This window comes from Klebsiella sp. PCX (genome assembly GCF_021869705.1).
GTDB classification, from domain to species: Bacteria; Pseudomonadota; Gammaproteobacteria; order Enterobacterales; family Enterobacteriaceae; genus Klebsiella; species Klebsiella quasipneumoniae.
The window spans coordinates 4,907,692-4,927,392 of the sequence record NZ_CP091527.1; the positions used below are offsets into that span (position 1 = coordinate 4,907,692).

12 protein-coding genes are annotated in these 19,701 nt (G+C 60.8%); 3 read left to right on the plus strand and 9 right to left on the minus strand.

All coding sequences use genetic code 11. The annotated features are described in order from the left end of the window. Nucleotides 1-3: 3 nt before the first annotated feature. Genes bcsB (GQR96_RS23525) through bcsR form a run of 4 tightly spaced genes read right to left on the minus strand, consistent with a single transcriptional unit; the run spans nt 4 to nt 5,906 of the window. Nucleotides 4-2,349 carry a cellulose biosynthesis cyclic di-GMP-binding regulatory protein BcsB gene (bcsB, locus tag GQR96_RS23525; RefSeq protein ID WP_069734281.1) on the minus strand — a complete coding sequence of 782 codons (2,346 nt, stop codon included), beginning with the start codon at nt 2,347-2,349 and terminating at the stop codon, nt 4-6. Between the two features lie 10 nt (nt 2,350-2,359). Then, on the minus strand, nt 2,360-4,978 hold the full coding sequence (gene bcsA / locus GQR96_RS23530; protein ID WP_069135580.1) for a UDP-forming cellulose synthase catalytic subunit: 2,619 nt from the start codon (nt 4,976-4,978) through the stop codon (nt 2,360-2,362). Beyond that, entirely contained in the window at nt 4,975-5,706 is a 732-nt protein-coding gene (gene bcsQ / locus GQR96_RS23535; protein ID WP_069135579.1) for a cellulose biosynthesis protein BcsQ, read from the minus strand. Before bcsQ ends, bcsA (GQR96_RS23530) begins: the two co-directional genes overlap by 4 nt. Nucleotides 5,707-5,717: 11 nt before the next feature. Further along, the gene (gene bcsR / locus GQR96_RS23540; protein WP_002921513.1) at nt 5,718-5,906 is read right to left on the minus strand and encodes a cellulose biosynthesis protein BcsR; all 189 of its coding nucleotides are present in this window, start codon (nt 5,904-5,906) and stop codon (nt 5,718-5,720) included. Between the two features lie 169 nt (nt 5,907-6,075). Between bcsR and bcsE the strand changes: the two genes are divergently transcribed. From bcsE to bcsG, 3 genes are read left to right on the plus strand one after another with little or no spacing between them, the layout of a single operon-like run. After that, on the plus strand, nt 6,076-7,629 hold the full coding sequence (bcsE, locus tag GQR96_RS23545; RefSeq protein WP_064151010.1) for a cellulose biosynthesis protein BcsE: 1,554 nt from the start codon (nt 6,076-6,078) through the stop codon (nt 7,627-7,629). Further along, nucleotides 7,629-7,826 (plus strand): cellulose biosynthesis protein BcsF, encoded by a 198-nt coding sequence (gene bcsF, locus GQR96_RS23550; RefSeq protein WP_004204976.1) that lies wholly within the window; start codon nt 7,629-7,631, stop codon nt 7,824-7,826. Before bcsE ends, bcsF begins: the two co-directional genes overlap by 1 nt. Continuing rightward, nucleotides 7,823-9,499, plus strand: coding sequence for a cellulose biosynthesis protein BcsG (gene bcsG / locus GQR96_RS23555; protein ID WP_004204977.1), 1,677 nt, complete (start codon nt 7,823-7,825; stop codon nt 9,497-9,499). The genes bcsF and bcsG overlap by 4 nt, the downstream gene beginning before the upstream one ends. A 105-nt stretch (nt 9,500-9,604) precedes the next feature. Here bcsG and GQR96_RS23560 read toward each other — a convergent pair whose 3' ends face one another. Genes GQR96_RS23560 through bcsA (GQR96_RS23580) form a run of 5 tightly spaced genes read right to left on the minus strand, consistent with a single transcriptional unit; the run spans nt 9,605 to nt 19,686 of the window. Further along, nucleotides 9,605-10,606 (minus strand): glycosyl hydrolase family 8, encoded by a 1,002-nt coding sequence (locus tag GQR96_RS23560; protein WP_017900010.1) that lies wholly within the window; start codon nt 10,604-10,606, stop codon nt 9,605-9,607. A gap of 11 nt (nt 10,607-10,617) precedes the next feature. Then, on the minus strand, nt 10,618-11,094 hold the full coding sequence (gene bcsD / locus GQR96_RS23565; RefSeq protein WP_004204979.1) for a cellulose biosynthesis protein BcsD: 477 nt from the start codon (nt 11,092-11,094) through the stop codon (nt 10,618-10,620). Beyond that, complete coding sequence (locus GQR96_RS23570; RefSeq protein ID WP_043522509.1) at nt 11,094-15,146, minus strand: cellulose biosynthesis protein BcsC; 4,053 nt, start codon at nt 15,144-15,146, stop codon at nt 11,094-11,096. Before GQR96_RS23570 ends, bcsD begins: the two co-directional genes overlap by 1 nt. Then, nucleotides 15,143-17,578, minus strand: coding sequence for a cellulose biosynthesis cyclic di-GMP-binding regulatory protein BcsB (gene bcsB / locus GQR96_RS23575; RefSeq protein WP_032456712.1), 2,436 nt, complete (start codon nt 17,576-17,578; stop codon nt 15,143-15,145). Before bcsB (GQR96_RS23575) ends, GQR96_RS23570 begins: the two co-directional genes overlap by 4 nt. Beyond that, nucleotides 17,575-19,686, minus strand: coding sequence for a UDP-forming cellulose synthase catalytic subunit (bcsA, locus tag GQR96_RS23580; protein WP_004204982.1), 2,112 nt, complete (start codon nt 19,684-19,686; stop codon nt 17,575-17,577). Before bcsA (GQR96_RS23580) ends, bcsB (GQR96_RS23575) begins: the two co-directional genes overlap by 4 nt. Between the last annotated feature and the right edge of the window lie 15 nt (nt 19,687-19,701).

Consider the following 19,701-nt stretch of genomic DNA (forward strand, 5'->3'; position numbering starts at 1 on the left):
GGTTTACTCATCATCCAGGCTAAGGCGGCGGCGGCTGATAATGCGCAGCATGCGCCACAGCACCCACGCCAGCAGCACGATACTGACCGCGGCGAAGATCGCCAGCAGTATCGGGTGGTTAGAGAGCGCGAACCAGATGCGCTCGAACCAGGGCAGATGGCCGACATAGTAAACATCGCCCACCCGCAGGCTGTTGACGCCGGATTCGCGGATCACCGCCACCGAGCCAAACATCGCCGCCCGCTTACCGCTGTCGTTGAGGGCGTTGGTTAGCAGTTCATTACCGCGCGGGCTGTCGGCCAGCAGGGCCACCACGCTGCGCTGATCGTTGTAGGGCGACTGGAAGCCAATCACCGCCGCCATCGGTCCGGAAGAGGTGATGTCGGTGCGGGTGTTGGGCGTGCGGGCCTCATCATCGGGATAAATGCTCGCCAGGTCGTAATGACGCATCGGCATTTTCACCCAGCTTTTGGTCGCCTCGACCAGCAGGTTGATTTTGGTATCGTCCTTGAGGGACGAGGGGATCGCGCCGATCAGCAGCAGATCCGCATCTTTATTCTTGATCTGGTTGCCATCGTCAGTCATTTGCAGATTAATCGCCGCCAGGCCGGTCTGCGAACCGACGCCGCCCAGCGCCTGCAGCAGCGTCTCCACCTGGCCCTGGGTCGGCGCCTTCGGCACCACCACCAGGGTGTCGGCGAGGTCCGCCATACGGCTGTAAGGGAAGCCAGCATTGGCGAAGACGCGCAGGTCCGGTAGAGCAATAAAGTGATAATACTTCGAGAAGTCGATGGTCGAATCGTCGCCGATCACCACATGGTTCTGCACCGGCTGGAAGGTAATACAGTTGTCGATAGAGCCGCCGGGCATCGGGTTCATGTACTGGAAGTCAAAGCGCAGCTGGTTCACCGCCCCAAGACGCAGCGCGGGTATGGTAACCTCCGATTTGCCGTCCAGCAGCCCCTGCAGCACCGGCAGGCGCAGGATCAGTTTGTTCACATCCTGCGAGCTGTTAAGGCTGAACGACTGCAGGAACTGGTCGTTAAGGCTGATATCCATCCGCGAGCTATCCTTCACCGGCGGCATGGTATAGCGATATTTCAGATCCATATCGATGCCGTTGGCCCGCAGCAGATAGAGATCCGGCGGCAGGTTAAGCGCCACGGTGATGGCATCCGGCACCAGCCCGCTGGACTGCAGCTGTTGCTCATAGGTTTTCAGCTCAGCAAAGGTGACCGAGCGGTCGGTGCGCACCCAGTTTGGCGCATCGTATGGCTGCCGCGGCTGCAGGGTTTTGATGCCGTCCACGGTGACGCTGCTGCCGCGGAACAGAATATTGCCCTGGGCAATCCCCTTCGCCGCCAGCAGCAGGTCTTTATCATCGCGGCCGAAAATAACCAGCAGCTTGACGTAAGGATCGTTCGGGTTGTCGATCATTTCGATGGTCGGCGCGTTGACCGGCGGATGATCGCGCAGGAAATCCGGACGCTTGTCGTTGGTGGCGAAGACAATGGCGTTACGATCCGGCAGTTCGTTGAAATAGACCGGGAACTGCTGGCCGCGCCAGCCGGCCTTGCTGCCGAACCATGAAGCGATAATCGCCGCCGCCTGCTGCTGGGCCACCGCCGGCGAGCCCGGGAAAATCATCGGCAGCGTCAGCGGGCGGTTGTCGCGCGGATCGTAGAACGGTACCGGGAAGTGCGACAGATCGTTATGCACCTTCAGCGACTGGTAGGTGAGATCCAGATAGCTTTCGCGCCCGACGTCCAGCCATAGCGTGCTGCTGGCCGGGTTTTCGCAGACATCGCGGTAGTGGCCGACAAACTCCAGCCGTATACGGTTGAAGTCGGTGATATACAGCGGGTCAATCGGCAACTGCGCGCGGATCTTTTTCCCCAGCTGCTCTTTGGTGACGGGCAGGACGCCCATCAGCTCATCGTTGAGATAGACTTTCAGCTGCGACTGCACGGGCAGCAGCGAGGGCGACGGGGTGTATTCCAGATTGAGCAGCGCATTAGCGACCAGCTCATCGCTACGCATGCCGAATTCAACCGAGGCGTCAGGCCGTGAGCCGCGCAGCACAATGCTGCCCGGAGGCGGCGCGATGGTGGCAAAGGTCAGCTTCACCTCCCGCTGCGGGACGTTCTCGGCGACCACCGCCGGAGCGGTCGGTTCGGCGAGGGTTGCCGTCGGCTCGCCTGTCGTCACCGGCGCGAGCGGGGAGGCCGCCTGCGGTTGAACGCCAGGGGCCGGATTCACCACGGTGGCCGGCGCCGCGTAAGAGGCCAGCGGATACCAGCTGCACATGCCCACCGCTACTGCACACATCCAGGAAAGTTTTCTTTTCATCGCATTATCATCATTGTTGAGCCATTGCCGGGTCTGCGGAGAGCGTCGGCGCGGCGCGTTCAGGGCGTCGGGGTACAAACGACACTATCCATGCCACCAGCGAGGTGAGCGCGCGGAAAACCACCTTCACCGACGGCGGCGAAAACTCCGCCAGGTGACGATAGCCACGGAACCCCAGCTTGAGGATATCCAGCAGGCTTTCCATCGGCTTGTCTTCCGGGAAGCTATCCTGCCAAAGCGCCCACGTATCGGCGCGGGCAAACGTACACTGCACAAAATCGATATGCTGCTGGTTGGTCAACGGCAGCAGCTGCAATCCCACTTCGCTGCCGTTGACCCGCGCGACCCGCACCGGGAAGGCATACTCCTGCTGTCCCCGTTTGAGCAGCAGCCTGGCGTTCTGCCCCTCCAACACCTGAGCGTCGCCGTGAATTTTGATCCCCAGCCCACCGTCGGAATAGTCGTGAACGGTGCAGGAGAACAGATGGCCATCTTCGCGGGCAATTGCCGCCGGCATGCTCATTTCGACACGATGCGACCGGCGGACCTGCTTGCTTTCGACCGAGACCGCCACCGCGCCGCCAAGAATAATCAGGTTGTAGAACACCCAGACAATACTCACCCAGACGGTGAGAATTTCGTTTTCCGGGCCGTACATAAAGCGCCAGATCCCCACCGCGACGCCGACCAGGTTGAGCAGCACGAGGTAGATATAGGGCCGGGAAATCACCCAGTCGACATACTCCTCTTCCACCAGTCCGCCCTTCGCGGTGACGTTGAATTTGCCTTTATGCGGATTAATCAGCGCCACAAAGGTGGGCGGCGCGATATACCAGGCGAGCACCGTCTCGTAGATTTCACTCCAGAACGAATGGCGATATTTGCCCTGAATCTTCGAGTTGGTCAGGCTGGCGTGGATCATATGCGGCAACACGAATAGCGCGATCATCAGCGCTGGCGCATAAATGATATAGGCATGGAGCAGCAAAAAGGCCAGCGGCGCCGTGAGGAAGATGAGGCGCGGAATACCGGAGAGAAAGTGAAGCATGGCGTTGGCGTAGCAGACGCGCTGTACCAGCTTCAGGCCTTTGCCAAACAGCGGATTATCGAGGCGGAATATCTGCACCATCCCGCGCGCCCAGCGGATGCGCTGGCCGATATGCGCGGATAAACTCTCCGTCGCCAGCCCCGCCGCCTGCGGAATACGCATATAGGCGGAGGTGTAACCCCGCCGGTGCAGGCGCAGCGAGGTGTGGGCATCTTCGGTCACCGTTTCGACGGCGATTCCGCCGATCTCATCCAGCGGGCCACGGCGAATCACGGCGCAGGAGCCGCAGAAGAAGGTGGCGTCCCACATGTCGTTCCCGTCCTGCACCAGGCCGTAGAATAGCGTCCCTTCGTTCGGCGTTTTGCGAAAACGACCAAGGTTGCGCTCGAAGGGATCGGGCGAGAAGAAGTGGTGCGGGGTCTGCATCATCGCCAGCTCTTTCTCTTTCAGGAACCAGCCCATGGTCATCTGCAGAAACGAGCGCGTCGGCACATGGTCGCAGTCAAAGATCGAGACGAACTCCCCTTTGGCGTATTTCAGCGCATTGTTGATGTTGCCGGCTTTGGCGTGCTCATGGCTGGTACGGGCGATATAGTGCACCCCGACATCTTTGGCAAACTGGCGAAACGCTTCCCGTCCGCCGTCGTCGAGGATCCAGATGTTAAGCTTGTCCTTCGGCCAGTCGATGCCCTGCGAGGCGTAGATGGTGTTTTTCACCACGTTGAGATCTTCGTTGTAGGTGGGGACGAAGATGTCCACCGTCGGCCACAGATCCATGTCCTCCGGCAGCGGCACCGGTTGGCGGTTCAACGGCCAGACCACCTGGAAGTAGCCCAGCACCAGCACCACCCAGGCGTAGGTCTCAGCGAACAGCAAAATAATCCCGCACACCAGGCTTACCGGGTCGTTCCAGTTCAGCGTCGAGGTATAGCGCCACCAGATATAGCGGCACGAGACCGTCAGCGACAGCACGATCAGCATCAGCGCCGAGAAGCGGCCGGGGATGCGCCGCACCAGCAGCGCCACGCCCCACAGCAGCATCAGGAAGATAAACTGCGACAGCGGGTTAAAAGGCTGCGTAATACACATCAGCGCCAGCACCAGCGAGCAGCAGGTCACCCCCCCAAGGATCGCCCGGCGCAGTTTGGGATTGAGGTGCGCCAGCTCTTTCTGTTTATCCAGATGACCGGTGCGGGCGTTGACCTGCTCAGGCAATTTTTCCAGCCACTGCGTATAGCGACCGTGCACCCCTTCCAGCGCCGCCAGCGAACGCCAGTTGACCTTTTTCTCCGGCTCCGGCACGCGCGTTGTCAGTAACCACAGGGATTGCAGCAGGTAGCGCAGCGGATCCAGCGGACGTGGCCGATGCGGATTAATATGGGGGAAATAGGTGTCATGGTGCGCCAGAATCGCCTGCCATCGCGGCGTCTCCAGCGGCATTAGCGCCCAGACCAGCGATGCCCACAGGCAGCCAAGCGACGCCGACAGCCATGAGGCGCCATGCTGCCGGTAGTCGTCATAGCGCGCGCGCAGCCGTTCCCCCACCGGCAGGGCCAGCAGCAGCGTGCTGAGGCGGATCATGCCGGCCTCCCGCCGGCATAGTGGATCAGACACCAGTTCGCCAGGGTCAGTACCTCTTCCGCCGCCAGAGAGTCCTGGCGATACTCCCCAAGGGGCTGCTTCGCCGCCAGGCACTCGGCCATCGCCTCGTCGCGATGAATGGTCACCGGCAGGATGCGCGGCTGGCTCTCGAGCCACAGCTGGTAGAGATCTTCCTGCAGCTGGCTGCCGACCCGCAGATCGTTAATCAGAATATCGCTGTTGGCCGGAAAGGGCTGCTGGTGCAAACGGATATGGCTGTTGGCGTCGGGATGGACCACCACCAGCGAGCGGTCGCAGAGCGTCAGCAGCTCGCGGGTCAACGGCGAATAGCCCGCCGGCAGATCCAGCAGTAGCCAGCGGTACTGCCCCTGCAGCTGCAGTACGGCCTCCGTCATCGCCCCCAGGGTGGACTGCAGCTGGTCGACGTTTTCTCTTTCGCCCGCGCTGAGCTGGCCAAACGGCAGCAGATCGATATGCTGCGTATAGCGCAGACCCGCGTCGCGCCAGTCCCGGCCATCGAGCAGCGCCCGCGCCCAGCCGTCCTGATGATGGATGTCGGTATTGAAGAAAAAACGCAGCATATTATCCGGGCTGGCGTCGATTGCCAGCACCGTTTCACCGAGCAATTGCAGCGCCCAGGCGAGTGCAGCCGTAATGGACGTGACGCCAGTCCCCCCTCGCACGCCCTGTAATCCCAGAATAGCCATCTCCGGCTTCCTTATTTTTTCTCTGCAAACTCTGCCAGCAGCGGCCAGCGCTTCAGCGCCGCGTTCAGCTGTTCGCGCCTGGAAATATCATGATAATCAATATCCGGCAGGGAAAATGCCCGGCTAAGCGCCAGAAAATCATTTTGAAAGGTGTACCCCAGCGTGGCGTCCGTGGGTACCGCAGGATCTTTTGCTGGCATATCTCTGTCCGTTCGAAATTTATTATTAAACCAGAGGACGTATACAGCGCATCCTTAAAAAGCAGGTGTACATGCTAAAACTGATGACCTTTAATTTCAATGTTAGGTTTACTCTGTCAGTTTCGCTAGTAAACTTATCCAGTGTGAATCAGGGCGCACGAGGGATGCCGTGGATAGTGTATTTACTTTGGGTATTTCATCATTATGGGATGAAGTGTGCCATATGCCGGTCGGCGGGGTATGGTGGCTCAACGTTGACCGTTATGCCGATGCCGTCAGTCTATTTAATCAGACGCTGGCCACGCAGGCGAAAAACAGCAAGGTTGCCGCGCTGGTGATGGGGAATAAACCAAATGATATCATTTCATTAGAACACATTCACGGCCCGGATAATATTGCACTGTTTACCCTGCCGAATCGTCCGGAGGCGCTGGAAGAAATACATCGCGACTTGGTCTGCTCCCTCGAACCTGGCAATTATTTATTTATTCTGCTATGTGCTGAAAATGCCTGGCAAAATATAAATAACGAAAAGTTATGCGCCTGGGTGGAAAAGACCAGCCGCTGGGCGCAATATCATCGCTGCGCATTCTTAGCGATCAATTCCGCGCAGGATATTGATCGGCAGCTGACTCCCTTATTACGTGAGTACCGCTCCCTTTCCGGACTGGCAAGTATTCGTTACCAGGGCGACCGGCATATCTTTGATATTGCCTGGTGGGGAAGCGATAAGGGTATCAGCGCCCAGCAGCAGCTGATGGTGCAACATGATGACGCCGGCTGGCGATTAGCGCAGGACGCTGAAACCAGCGTGCAGCCGCGCAGCGATGAAAAAGCGATCCTCAGCAATGTGCGCGTGCTGGAAGGTGCCCCGCCGCTGTCGGAATACTGGACGCTGTTTGACACCAACGACGAGGTCTTCAACGCCGGGCGCACCGCGCAAGCGGCGACGATCCTCTTCTCCATTACCCAAAATACGCAAATTGAACAGCTGGGCCGCTATATTCATACCCTGCGCCGTCAGCGCGGCACGGCGCTGAAAATTATTGTCCGCGAACAAACCCCCAGCCTGCGCGCGACTGATGAGCGGCTGCTGCTCAGCAGCGGCGCCAGCCTGGTGATCCCTAACAGCGCGTCGCTTTCCCGCTGCCTGACGCTAATCGAAAGCGTTCAGAACCAAAAGTTCTCCCGCCATATCCCGGAAGATTTTGCCACCCTGCTCACCTGGAGCCAGCCGTTAAAACTGCGCGGCTATCAGAAATGGGACGCCTTTTGCGAAGCGGTGCATAACGTGATGACCAATACCCTGCTGCCGGCCGACAGCAAAGGCGTGATGGTGGCCCTGCGCCCGGCGCCGGGGCTGCGCGTTGAGCAGGCGCTGACGTTATGCAAACCCAACCGGATGGGCGACATCATGACTATCGGCAATAACCGGCTGGTGCTGTTCTTGTCGTTTTGCCGGATCAATGACCTCGATACCGCGCTAAACCACATTTTCCCGCTGCCGACCGGCGATATTTTTTCTAACCGTATGGTGTGGTTTGAAGACAAGCAAATCCTCTCGGAAATCGTAATCATGCGCGGCGTCGAGCCGGCGCGCTGGAACACGCCGCTGCCTCTCACGGTCGGTAAAAACGAGACCATCAACGCCACCCATGATGGACGCCACTGGCGACGCTACCCCGAACCACACCGGTTAACCACCCGTGAGGAGCAAGCCTGATGATGTCTATCGCCGATATTCTGCAACTGGTGGTGCTCTGCGCCCTGCTGTTTTTTCCGCTGGGCTACCTGACGCGCCACTATCAGCGCCGGATCCGCACGACGTTAAGACTGATGTTCTTTAAACCCCGTTACGTGAAACCGGCAGGGGTATTACGCCGGGGAACAACGGTTAAGCAAGGCAAAGCGAACAAATGACAAATAAAAAAACGACCGCGGCACCGCTTCCGCTCTGGCAGTACTGGCGCGGCCTTGGCGGCTGGAACTTCTACTTTCTGGTCAAGTTTGCCCTGCTGTGGGCCGGGTATCTCAATTTTCACCCGATGCTTAACCTGGTGTTTCTCGCCTTTCTGCTGGTGCCAATCCCGCGCGAAAAGCTGCACCGCATCCGCCACTGGATCGCCATTCCGCTGGGATTCGCGCTGTTCTGGCACGATACCTGGCTGCCCGGGCCAGAGTCGATTTTTAGCCAGGGATCGCAAATCGCCGGCTTCAGCGCCAGCTATATCTGGGATCTGATTGTCCGCTTTATCAACTGGAGCATGGTCGGCGCCTTCTTTGTTTTACTGGTGCTGTGGCTGTTTATCAGCCAGTGGCTGCGCGTTACCGTGTTTGTCTCCGCGATGGTCGTCTGGCAGGCGGTCAGTCCGCTGCTGCCGGCCTTTACCATTTGGCCTGCCGGTCAGCCCACCACTGCCGCCGCCACCGCGCCGGCCAACGTCGGGACCAACGCTGCCGCTGGCGCCGCGTCCAGCCCGGCCAGCAGCGATATTCCGCCGCAGACCGAACCGCCGACCTCGGCCAACCTCACCAACTGGCTGAACGGTTTCTATGCCGCCGAGCAGAAGCGCAAGACACCGTTCCCGGACCAGCTGCCGGCGGATGCGCAGCCGTTTGACCTGCTGGTGATCAATATCTGCTCGCTCTCCTGGTCGGATATTGAAGCCGCCGGGCTGATGGACCACCCGCTGTGGAAGCATTTCGATATCGTCTTCAAAAACTTTAACTCAGCGACCTCCTACAGCGGACCTGCGGCGGTGCGTCTGCTGCGCGCCAGCTGCGGCCAGCTGTCGCATACCAACCTGTATCAGCCATCCGGCGCCGATTGCTACCTGTTTGAAAACCTGGCGAAACTCGGCTTCAACCAGCAGTTGATGCTCGGCCACAACGGCCTGTTCGGCGACTTCCTAAAAGAGCTGCGTTCGCTGGGCGGCATGCAGAGCCCGCTGATGGACCAGAGCGGTCTGCCGGTCAGCCTGCAGGCATTTGATGGCTCGCCAGTGTATGAGGATCTCGCGGTTCTCAACCGCTGGCTGAAGACCGAAGAGGCCAGCAGCAATCCGCGGAGCGCCACGTTCTATAACACCCTGCCGCTGCATGACGGCAATCACTTCCCGGGACAAAGCAAAACCGCGGACTACAAAGTGCGAGCGCAGAAGCTGTTTGACGACCTGGATAACTTCTTCACCGAACTGGAAAAATCGGGGCGTAAGGTGATGGTGGTAGTGGTGCCGGAACACGGCGGCGCGCTGAAGGGCGATAAGATGCAGGTGTCTGGCCTGCGGGATATCCCGAGCCCGTCGATCACTAACGTCCCGACGGCGGTGAAATTCTTCGGCATGAAGGCGCCGCATGAAGGCGCGCCAATTATCATCGATCAGCCCAGCAGCTACCTGGCGGTGTCGGAGCTGGTGGTGCGCGCCCTCGACGGCAAAATGTTCAGCGAAGACAGCGTCAACTGGCAGCAGTATGTCGCCAACCTGCCGCAGAGCGCGGCGGTGTCCGAAAACGCCAACGCCATCGTTATCCAGTATCAGGGCAAGCCTTATGTCCAGTTGAATGGCGGCAGTTGGGTGCCTTATCCGCAATAAGCGACAAGGCCGCCTATTCTGGCGGCCTTACATCGTGAGACGTTCCTGCTCTTTTCTCTCAGCCCGCAGGATACGGGCTGAGAAACCTGCAAAGCCATCACAGCGCTAGCGCTGATCCTGTTTCGCCAGCCAGACCAGCAGCTTGAGGCTGGCGGAGTAATAATCATCCTTGTCGTCAATCTGCGGCGCTTCCAGCGGTTCGCCAAGCGTTAAATCACGCACCGCCAGCAGGCCGCCGGCCATATTCCACGGAGCGACCTCGTTGGTGCTAACGTTGATCCACGCCGGAGTTTGCAGGCGCGGGTAACTCTGCATCCAGGCTTTCCACGGTGCGAGCAAGGCGCTGTGCGGATCGACCCACGAGATATACAGCGGGATACGGATCGCATCGAAACTCATCCGCGGCGGCCACTCTTTGGCCGGCAGCATCTTGCCATCCGCCCGCAGCGCCACCCAGTCGCTGGGCAGATGCGATTTCCCCCAGCCCATTTGCCCCAGCAGCGCCTGCCCGTCACTCTGCAATGTCCGCCAGGCGGTCAGGTGCGTCCGCTCCGCAAAGGCCCGCCAGGCCGGGAAGATGAAATAGGAGGGGTTAAGGTTCAGGTGGTCGTTGCGGTTAAACCCCTTCACGCCCGGGAGCATCACCTGGCGACCGGCGAAAGTCACCACCGTATATTTCAGCAGGGAGGCGGTGATGGCATCGGAGGCCATGGCGTAGCGCTTGTCCTGCCACTGCTTTTGCGCGCGCAGCAGCGCCCAGGCGATCAGGGTATCGCCATCGGTGGCGTTGTTTTTATCGGCGATCGGGTCCGGCGCCACCGGGTTATAGCGCCAGTAAAACAGCCCGTTAGACTTGTCGCGCAGGGTGCTGTCCGTCCACTGCCACAGCTTGTCGAACGCCGGGCGATCGTTATTCGCCACCGCCAGGAGCATGGCGAAGCCCTGGCCTTCCGTATGCGACACATTGCCATTGGCGGTATCAATGATACGGCCGTCCGGCATCATAAAACGGGCCTTATAACGCTCCCAGGCCGTATCCGCCCACGCCCGGGGCACCAGCATTACTGCCGTTGTCACTATCACCGCCACTAAAGCACGCAGGGGCATAAATTCACTCATTATGGATGGTAGTAAAGAAACTGAACGTCAGAGACAGAGAACACCCGCTCACGCTGCAATATTACGTGAGCGCTGCCTCCCTGACTCTGCAGCCAGCGAGAATATAACCCCTCGAGTATGGCACAGAACGCGTTGCACCAGCGCACGCGCCCCGCATCATCGCGGCTGACCGGCAACGCCTGATGGCGCAAGCGCAGGCCATCCTCACCGACGTCGATGGTCACCACCCCCCAGTGGAAATGGGTCAGCAGCCGGTTGATATTCGCCTCCAGCTCCCCTACGGTCTCCGACGCCGGCAACGGATGGGTCTCCGCCAACGAGGCGCCCATCTGACGCAGGAAGGGCTGACTTTCCAGCTCGCCGGCATTATTTAACATACCTTCGACCATAATAATCAACAGATCGAACCATCCGGCAGGCGTTTGCTGCTGCTGAAACCAGGTCATCACCACCGGGTTATTGTTCTCCGTCATCATCAATGATCTCCTAACATATAGCGAATATAGAGCCCGGCGGTGCTTTCGTTATAATCCCCGAAGGTGTCATAGCCAATCTGGCCCCCCAGCGTCATCTGTTTGTTGACCTTGTAATCCGCCCCGGCGCGCAGGGTATAGCCGATGCCGCTCTTCGAGGTCGCAGAATAGTAGGCTTCCTTGGCAAACCCATTGCTCACCGCCGTCTCCAGGGTCTGCTGCCACTCCGAATTGGTCGGGAAATAGGCGCTCTTATCCTGGCTGTAAGACTGGTAGCCCACCGAGCCGCCGAGCTTCATGGTCCAGTTATCATATTTTTCCGTCAGACTGACCGGCAGCGACACGCTGACGTAGTTTTGCGGACTAAAGTAGCCCCCCTGGCCATAGGTGAAGTAGCTGAGGTTTTTGGAGTAATCCATATAGCTCATGCTCAACCCGGCCTGCAGCTGGCGGTATTCGTCATGATAGGGCCGCAGATAGACCCCGGCATTGGCGTTGATGCTGGTGTTGCTGGCGACGTTCTGCCCCAGGTAGCTGTAACCGCCGCCGCCAACGTAGAAGCCCGCGTCACCGTCGTCATAACTCAGCTGCAGGGTGCCGCCGTTTTTCGTCACCTGCCCCCAGGTTTTACCGGAATAGGCATCCTTCAGACCGACATACGAAAGCAGGCTGTCGGTGAGCGAGCGGCGTTCGCCGGTGAGGATCAGCGACAGATAGTTGGTCAGCTTGGGCGACCATTTCACCCCGCCGACAACGGTATTCAGATCCTGGCCCAGCGGCGTGCTGCCGATATCGACCCGGTAATCGTCACCGCTTAGCGCCAGCGCCAGTTCGACGCCGTTGGCCTTCTGCGAATCGGTCGAGCCGCTGGTCTGGTCAACGTTCGGCTTACGGCTGGACGAGGAAAGATAGCTGGCCACCTGCCCCGAATCATAGCTCCCGAGCTTCGCCAGGTTTTCCATCCCGCTGCTGGTGGTCGGATTGAAGTCCGCCGCGTTCAGGGTGCCCAGGCCGCTTAACGCCTCTGCCCCCGGATTGCTGGCAAAATAGGCCGTCCGCTCCGCCTCGGTCATCGAGGCGATCGCCGCCTGCTCGCTGGTGGCGGTACTCACCATATTGGAGACCGCGTTGGCCAGCGGGTTGGCGCCGTAGCGACGCCAGGCGTCGCCGCTGGCGGTCCCGGCGTTTAACGACACCGGGGTGACGGTAAAGTCAAAGCGCGAGTCGCCAAACGGCGAGGAGGACCAGGTCAGCGGCGTTCTGAGCTCCGTCAGCTTGCTGGTGCCCGATTCGCCGTCGCGTCCGCGCACGTCCATTCCCCCCTGCAGCCAGCTGCCGGTTTTCTCCTGCAGCGACTCCATCATGGTGTCCACCTGACGCAGCATCCGCGTCTGGGCGGTGTCCACCGGCAGATCTGTGCGCTGGATCCCCGGCAGTGAGGAGCCGGGCGCGGCGGCCGACTGGGCAACCTGCCACGGCATATACTGCCCGTAGGCGGAGGCCGTCCGCGTCGGCGCCGACGTTTGCGACACGCCGATGAAGGGGTTATCCGCCGCCAGCACCCCGCCGACGGTCGGCGTTTCGCTGCTGTTGGTGCTTTGCATGCCCAGCAGTTTGCCGCGGGCGCTGCGCAGGTAGGTCATCGCCTGCTGATGATGACCCTGGGCCTCCGCCACTCTCGCCAGCAGCAGCAGGCGATCCGGGGAGTTATCCTGACGCAAGCCGCCGGCCAGCTGTTCCGCGCGATCGTTGTTCCCCGCCGACAGCGCGACGTCGATAGCCCCGGCGCGCGCATCCTGGTTCGGCGTATCGCGCGTCATCAGGTAGTCATAGACCACACCGGCCTCTTTGTTCATTTTGCCGCTCTGGTACAGCCGCGCCATGGCGAACATCAGATCGGTATTCTGCGGATCGCTTTGCATGGCGCGGATCAGCTTGTCATACGCCGCGGCATAATTGCCCTGCTCGCGCAGGCGGTCGGCCTCGTTGATCACATAGCCATTGCGAATGCTCGCCAGCTGCGTCGGCGTACTGCTGGCCTGCAGCTGCGGATTGCTGATCAGGTTCTGCGCCTCGCCGGTCAGCCCGGCCTGGTTCAGGACGGCGATCTGATCGGCGTAATCCCCGGCGTTGCCGGACACCCCGCCGCTGATATTGTTGCGCACCAGCGATACCGCGGTGGTCAGGTCGCCGCTCTCGGCCAGCAGCCGCGCCAGCTTGCCGGCGTCCGCCGGGGCTTTCGGCGGCGTGGAGGCCATCGCCCGCAGGGTATTGCTGGCGGCGATGGTATTGCCCTGCGCCAGGTAGTTTTCGGCGGTCACCAGCTGCAGGTTGTAGTTCACCCGCTGGCGTAAATCGCGCATGTCGCTGGTCTGGCTGCCGCCGGGAATGCGCGCCAGCAACGTCTGCGCCTGTTGCCAGGCACCGTTTTCGCTGGCGAACAGCGCGGCGGCATACAGCGCGCTGTTGCTGGCGCCGGGGCGATAGGCCGCCGACATCAGCGAAGAGGCCTCGCTGGCGTTACCCGATTTTTGCAGCAGTCGGGCCAGATCGAGACGCAGCCAGGGATCGTCCGGATAGCGGGCAACGCCTTCGCGCAGGGTGGCTATTGCGCCGGCTGGGTTACCGCTGCTGACCTGCGCCTGGGCCTGACGACGCAGGGCGTCGCCTGGCATGCCGGCCACCACTCGCGGCTGCAGTTTTTGCTGTAGGCTCTGCGGCAGCGTCTGCAGCATCGCCTGCGCCTCGGCGGATTTATTCTGCTCGCGCAGCACGTAGTAGAGGTTTTCCCGCGCCGCCGCATTCTGCGGGTCGTCGTTTAACAGTGAGCGCAGCGTTTGCTCGGCCTGGGGTAAATCTTTGTTATGTCGCAGCACATCGGCGCGAAACAGCTTCGCCGAGGCGCCCCGCGCCCCGCTCTGCTGCGCAAGCGGCGCGGAGAGCGCCAGCGCCTGGCTGATATTGCCCTGCTTATAGGCCTGCTGAGCCTGCGCCAGCTGGCCGTAGAACAGGGCATCAGCCGCCTGCTGACGGCGGGTCGCCGAGGCGTCGCCGCCGAGGTCCGCCGCCCGGCTCAGATATTGCGATGCGGCCTGGTAGTCGCCGCTGCGCTGCGCGATATAGCCCATGCCCGCCAACGCATCGGCATCCTGCGGGTTGGTCTGCAATACCTCTTCAAACTGCTGCTTCGCGGCAGCGGTATTGCCGCTGTTGAGATTGGCGTAGCCCTGGCCGCGCGCCTGGCCGCTGCGCCGTTCACGAAAGTAGTTCTGAACTTCGCTATCCTGCGGATGACGCTGCATCCAGGTGTCGTAATACTGCTCATCCCCGGCCTGCGGACCCAGCCAGAGCAAGGCCTGACGCAAGCCGCTGTCCGCCTCTTTATTGCCGCTGGCCATCGGCTCGAGCAGGGCGATCCCTTCCCGACGGGTATCTTCCCGCCAGGTTAACGCTTTGCCCAACGCTACCCGCGGGGCGTTCTCCTGGGGATGCTGCGCCACGTACTGCCGCAGTTCGCTAATGGCCTGCGGATAGAGCGATTTGTCGCTGGCCATGGTCAGGTAATATTCCGCCGCCAACCCGGCAGGCGGCGTATTGCCATTGAACATGCTGCGCCAGGTCGCCAGCGCGCCGGGGATATTGCCGCCGCGCGCCTGCTGGCGAGCCAGACTGAGCTGGCCCTGCGGCACCTGCGACATTTTTTTGGCGTTGTCCAGATCCTGCAGTCCCGGGCTGTCCGGCGCCGCTTTCGCCAGCCGCGCGCGCCACTGCGCCGCCGCCTGCATATCGCCGCCCTGCTGCGACCAGAGCGCCATCAGATACAGCGCCTGGGTGTTGTTGGCATCCACCGAGAGCACCTTCTGCAGGGACTCCATCGCCAGCTCGTCATGGGATTTCTCATGCCAGTAGTTGGCCTGGGCGAACAGCGCCTGCAGCGCCGCGTCGTTACCCGCCGCCAGCGCGCCGCCAGAAGCGCCGAGAGCCAGGGCGCCGGTGAGGCAGAATGTGGTGAGCCGCCGGGAGCTTTTCATCGTTATCGTTATCTTTCTTTTCATTGGTTATCCCCCGAACCCAGACGCTTACGGGCGTGACGTTTAAACATCGCGGTCAGCGCCAGTCCCATTATCGAGGTGGCAATCAGCCCCAGCAGAGCGAGGAAACCGGAGTGCTGGCTGGCATACCAGACCGCCATCATGTACCACGGCATCTGACCGCTGGGGAACGGCGTACTCACCTGGAAACTACGCACCCCGTTATCGCTGGTGATCACCGCGGTATCGCCACGGATCCCGGCATTGATGCGCGGTGAGTCCAGATCGTTTTTCAGTCGCGCCAGCTGGTCATCATTGCTGGCCATCGCCACCACCACCAGGCGGGCGGGGTTCCACGGCGAACGATAGCTGATAAACCCGCGCCAGGCGCTGCTGGATGAGAAGTAGCGATCGGCATCGAGGCTGGCGGAGGTCCAGTCGCCGGTGAGTCGGCGCTGCGCTTTTTGCCACAGGTCGGGCTCGCGGACGCTCAGCACATTATCCACCGGGCGGTAGGGTGAGTCGGCCAGCAGGCTCTGGTTGAAGGCCTGCTGATCGAGAGCGGTGACCGCCAGCACATCACGTTCGCGCAGCGACTGCAAATCCCCGCCGCCGGTGGGCATCCCGAGCACGACGCGGTTATTCGCCAGCGCGGTGCCGGTCGCATTCCCGGAGCGCGCCGCCAGATTCAGCAGGGTTGCCACCTGGGTCTCAGACGGTTCCGCCGGCAGCAGGAGCGTCGTTTGCGAATAGTCCGCCAGCCGCGAGAAAGGGAAAGAGGCGCCGACGAAATAGGAGAGGTTTGGCAGCAGCGAGAAGTGTCGCGTTTTGCTCAAATCAATCCATGAGTCGTCAGTGATGCGGCTCTTGATATTGTTATTCAGCAGAACCGAGCACGGAACATCGTCCTTCGGCACCACATTGAAGTACATCGACAGCTGGTTATCGCCATAGATCAGGTAGGGTGCCAGCGGGATGGTAAAGCGCTCCTGGCGCGCATCGCCCCCGAGGTAGCGCCAGACTTTCTCCAGCGGCCCCTGCTTGTTCATCGGCAGGTTGTTGAGGAAGGTGCCGTTGAGCGTGACGCTCAGCAGGGACTTGTCTTCATTGATCCAACTCTCCGACGGGAAGCGGTAGCCAACCTGCAGCGGGATCGTCTCGCCATCCCACAGATAGAGGTCCGGCGCGGCGCGGAAGGCGATACGTAAAGGTTCGTGCCAGACGCCGCTGACGGTCGGGCTTTGATCCTTACGCAGCAGTTCGCTGAGTCTGACTGGACGATCGGTGGGGATCCAGCGCGGCGCATCGTACGCTTTGCCAACCGGGATGGTCTGTGGTTCAACATCCAGCGTCGCGGTTTGCGGCGCGAAGTTGCCGCGGGTCAGGCGCCAGGCGGCCATGCGCAGCGCGGTATCGTTTTTGCCGACAATCAACAGCAGCTTGTAGGCTGGATTGGCGGGGTTGGCGATGATGCGCAGCAGTGGCTTATCGGTTTCCGGCAGCGTCATGCCGCCCACCTGCTCGCCCGGGTGGCCAATCACGATACCGTGGCGTTCCGGCAGGCGGTCGCGCAGCGCGCTGAAGGCGATGCCGCGATAGTCCGCCTGGATACCCAGCCAGGAAGAGACCAGCGCCGCGGCGCTGAAGACGTCGGCCGACGGCTTCGCTCCATAGGAAACGGCGATGTCCGCCGGCGTCATCTGCATGCTGTCGAAGAATGGACGCGGGAAGTGGCTCAGATCGTCGCTGATGTTCAACTGCTGGCTTTCCCAGCTGAAATGCGACGTGGGCAGCACCGTCACCCGCGACGAATCATGAATGTCACGCTGGCACTGCAGGGTATCGCCATCGTTGATCTTCACGCTCAGGTTATTACTGGAAACCATCAGCGCGGGCGGGATATCCAGTTGATAATGGGAGACATCCTCGCCATCGGCCCCCAGCGGCAGGGTGCCGAGCGGTTGACCGTTGAGCATCAGCTGCAGGGTGGCGTTGCGACTCACCATTTCCGGCGATACGCGAACGGCAAGGCTAAGCTGCGAATGGATCACCACCTGATCGGAAGGCAGGGTAAAGCTGACGCCCCCCTGCCGCTGACCGCCGCTGAGGATAATGCCGTCCGGCATCCCCATCTGCGCCAGATTCAGATCGCCTCCCCAGACCGGAGCGACAGGAATGACCTCCGGCGCGGCCGACCCGCTCACCGGCGGGGGCAAGTCCGGCATATCCGGCGCAGGGGCCGTCGCCGCCGCATCGCCGGCGGTGGCGGGGGCTGTCGGGGAGGCGCTCTCCTCCGGCGAGGCGGCCGGGGGTTCGTCGCCTGGCTCGCTGTCCGCCGCGCCATTGAGCTGCGGAAAGCTCAGCGGCGCGGCGGCGCCGGAGCCCGGTTCTTCACTGTGCAGCGCAGGCGCAGAGAGCATCCCTGCCAGCAGCGCCAGCGTCGTTAATCGCTTCATAACGTGCCATCCTCCTGCGCCGTTTTCGCCACTGTTGCCCGATTGCGCTGGCTGCGACGGGTTTTCCACGTCAGCCAGAACAGTTCGAACACGCAGCGTAAAATGGTGAAGAAGGAGCGGAACGGGTTATCCTGCGGGCGCGGCGGATTAATCCACGCATCCGCGCGGGCCAGCACCACGCGCACCAGCTCACGGCGGCGCGAAAGCGGAATATCTTCATCAAACTTGAGGCGCAGGAAGCGCTCGTCAGAGGTGACCAACTGGGCCGGGATGGAGATAGCCCCGGACTGCAGGATCAGCTCAACCTCTTCGATATCATCCTCCAGATGGCGCTTATCCGGCGCCACTACGCGGCAACCGCCCATCGACAGATCCTCGGTGTGGCTGCGGGACACGATGCCGCTGGCGTAATGGATCACTACCGGGATATCGACATCGATACGAATGGTTTTCCGCACCTGCCGCGTTTCACGCGCGACGGCAATCGCCGCCAGCAGGAAGATCAGGCTGTAGATACCCCACCCGACGTTCAGAGCGATAACGTTGGGGTCCGAGCCAAAGTAGTCATGGCCAATCGCCCGGACGATGCCGACGATCACCCCCAGCGCCAGCAGACAGGCCACCACCAGGTGCGGACGCACCACGGTGAAATCGAAGTAGCCGACGTCCAGCAGGCCGCCCTTATCGGTGACGTTGAATTTGCCGCGTTTGGGGAAAATCATCGTCACCAGGGTCGGCAGCACCAGGTGAAAAGCCAGCACAATGTCGTAGATTTCCCCCCAGAAGCTGTAGCGATAGCGGCCGTTCATTCGCGAACCGACGTAGATGGCGAGAAACAGGTGCGGCAGCGCATAGGAGACGATCAGGCTCGCTGACGAGTAAATGATATTGAGGTTAAACAGCAGATAAGCCAGCGGGGCGGTGACAAACACCACCCTCGGGAGCGCAAACTGGTAGTAGAGCATGGCGCTGAGATAGCACAAGCGCTGCTGGAAGGTCAGCCCGCGGCCAAACAGCGGGTTATCGACGCGAAAAATCTGCGTCATGCCACGCGCCCAGCGGGTACGCTGGATAACGTGCACCACCAGGCGCTCGGTGGCGAGACCAGCCGCCAGCGGGATATCAAGAAAGGCCGACTTCCAACCAAGGCGCTGGAACTTGAGCGCCGTATGGGCATCTTCAGTCACCGTTTCAACGGCGAAACCGCCGATCTGCGCCAGCGCCTCGCGGCGGATCACCGCGCAGGAGCCACAGAAAAAGGTGGCGTTCCAGTTATCGTTGCCCTGCTGAATCGGGCCATAGAACAGCATCCCTTCGTTCGGGATGTTGCGCCCGACGGAGAGGTTGCGCTCGAACGGATCCGGGGAATAGAAGTAGTGCGGCGTCTGCACCAGAGCCAGCATCGGATCTTTCAGGAAGCCGCCGACGGTGGCCTGCAGAAACACGCGCGTGGCGACGTGGTCGCAGTCGAAAACACAGATAAGCTCCCCCTGGGTCAGGGTTAGGGCGTGGTTGAGGTTCCCCGCTTTAGCGTGTTTGTTATCGTTGCGGGTGATATAGCCCACCCCGACGTCGGCGGCGAAGACGGCAAACTCGCTGCGTTTACCATCATCCAGAAGATAGATTTTCATTTTATCTTTTGGATAATCAATACATTGCGCCGCGAGGACGGTGTCACGCACCACCTCAAGCGGTTCGTTATAACTCGGAATATAGATATCCACCGTCGGCCACTTGCTCATATCATCCGGCAGCGGAACAATACCGCGCTTCAGCGGCCACACGGTCTGCAGATAGTTAAGCAGCAGCATCACCCAGATATAGACTTCCGCCAGAAAGAGCCCCATGCCGAGGATAGTTTCAATAGCTGAGTTGAAGTGCAGGGTCTGCGTGAGACGAAAATACATGTAACGGGTAGACATCAGCAGCGACGTGACGACCATAATGACCGATACGCTGCGGCGCTTGCTGAACCCCATCAGAAACAGAATACCGATGCTCAGCAGACCAAAAATATACTGCTTCTGGCTGTCCATCGGCGTGATCACCACCAGCACGGCGACGGGTGACAGCACCAGCGCCAGCAACCAAAAAAGAGATTTTTTCATTCAGCAGCCCTGCAA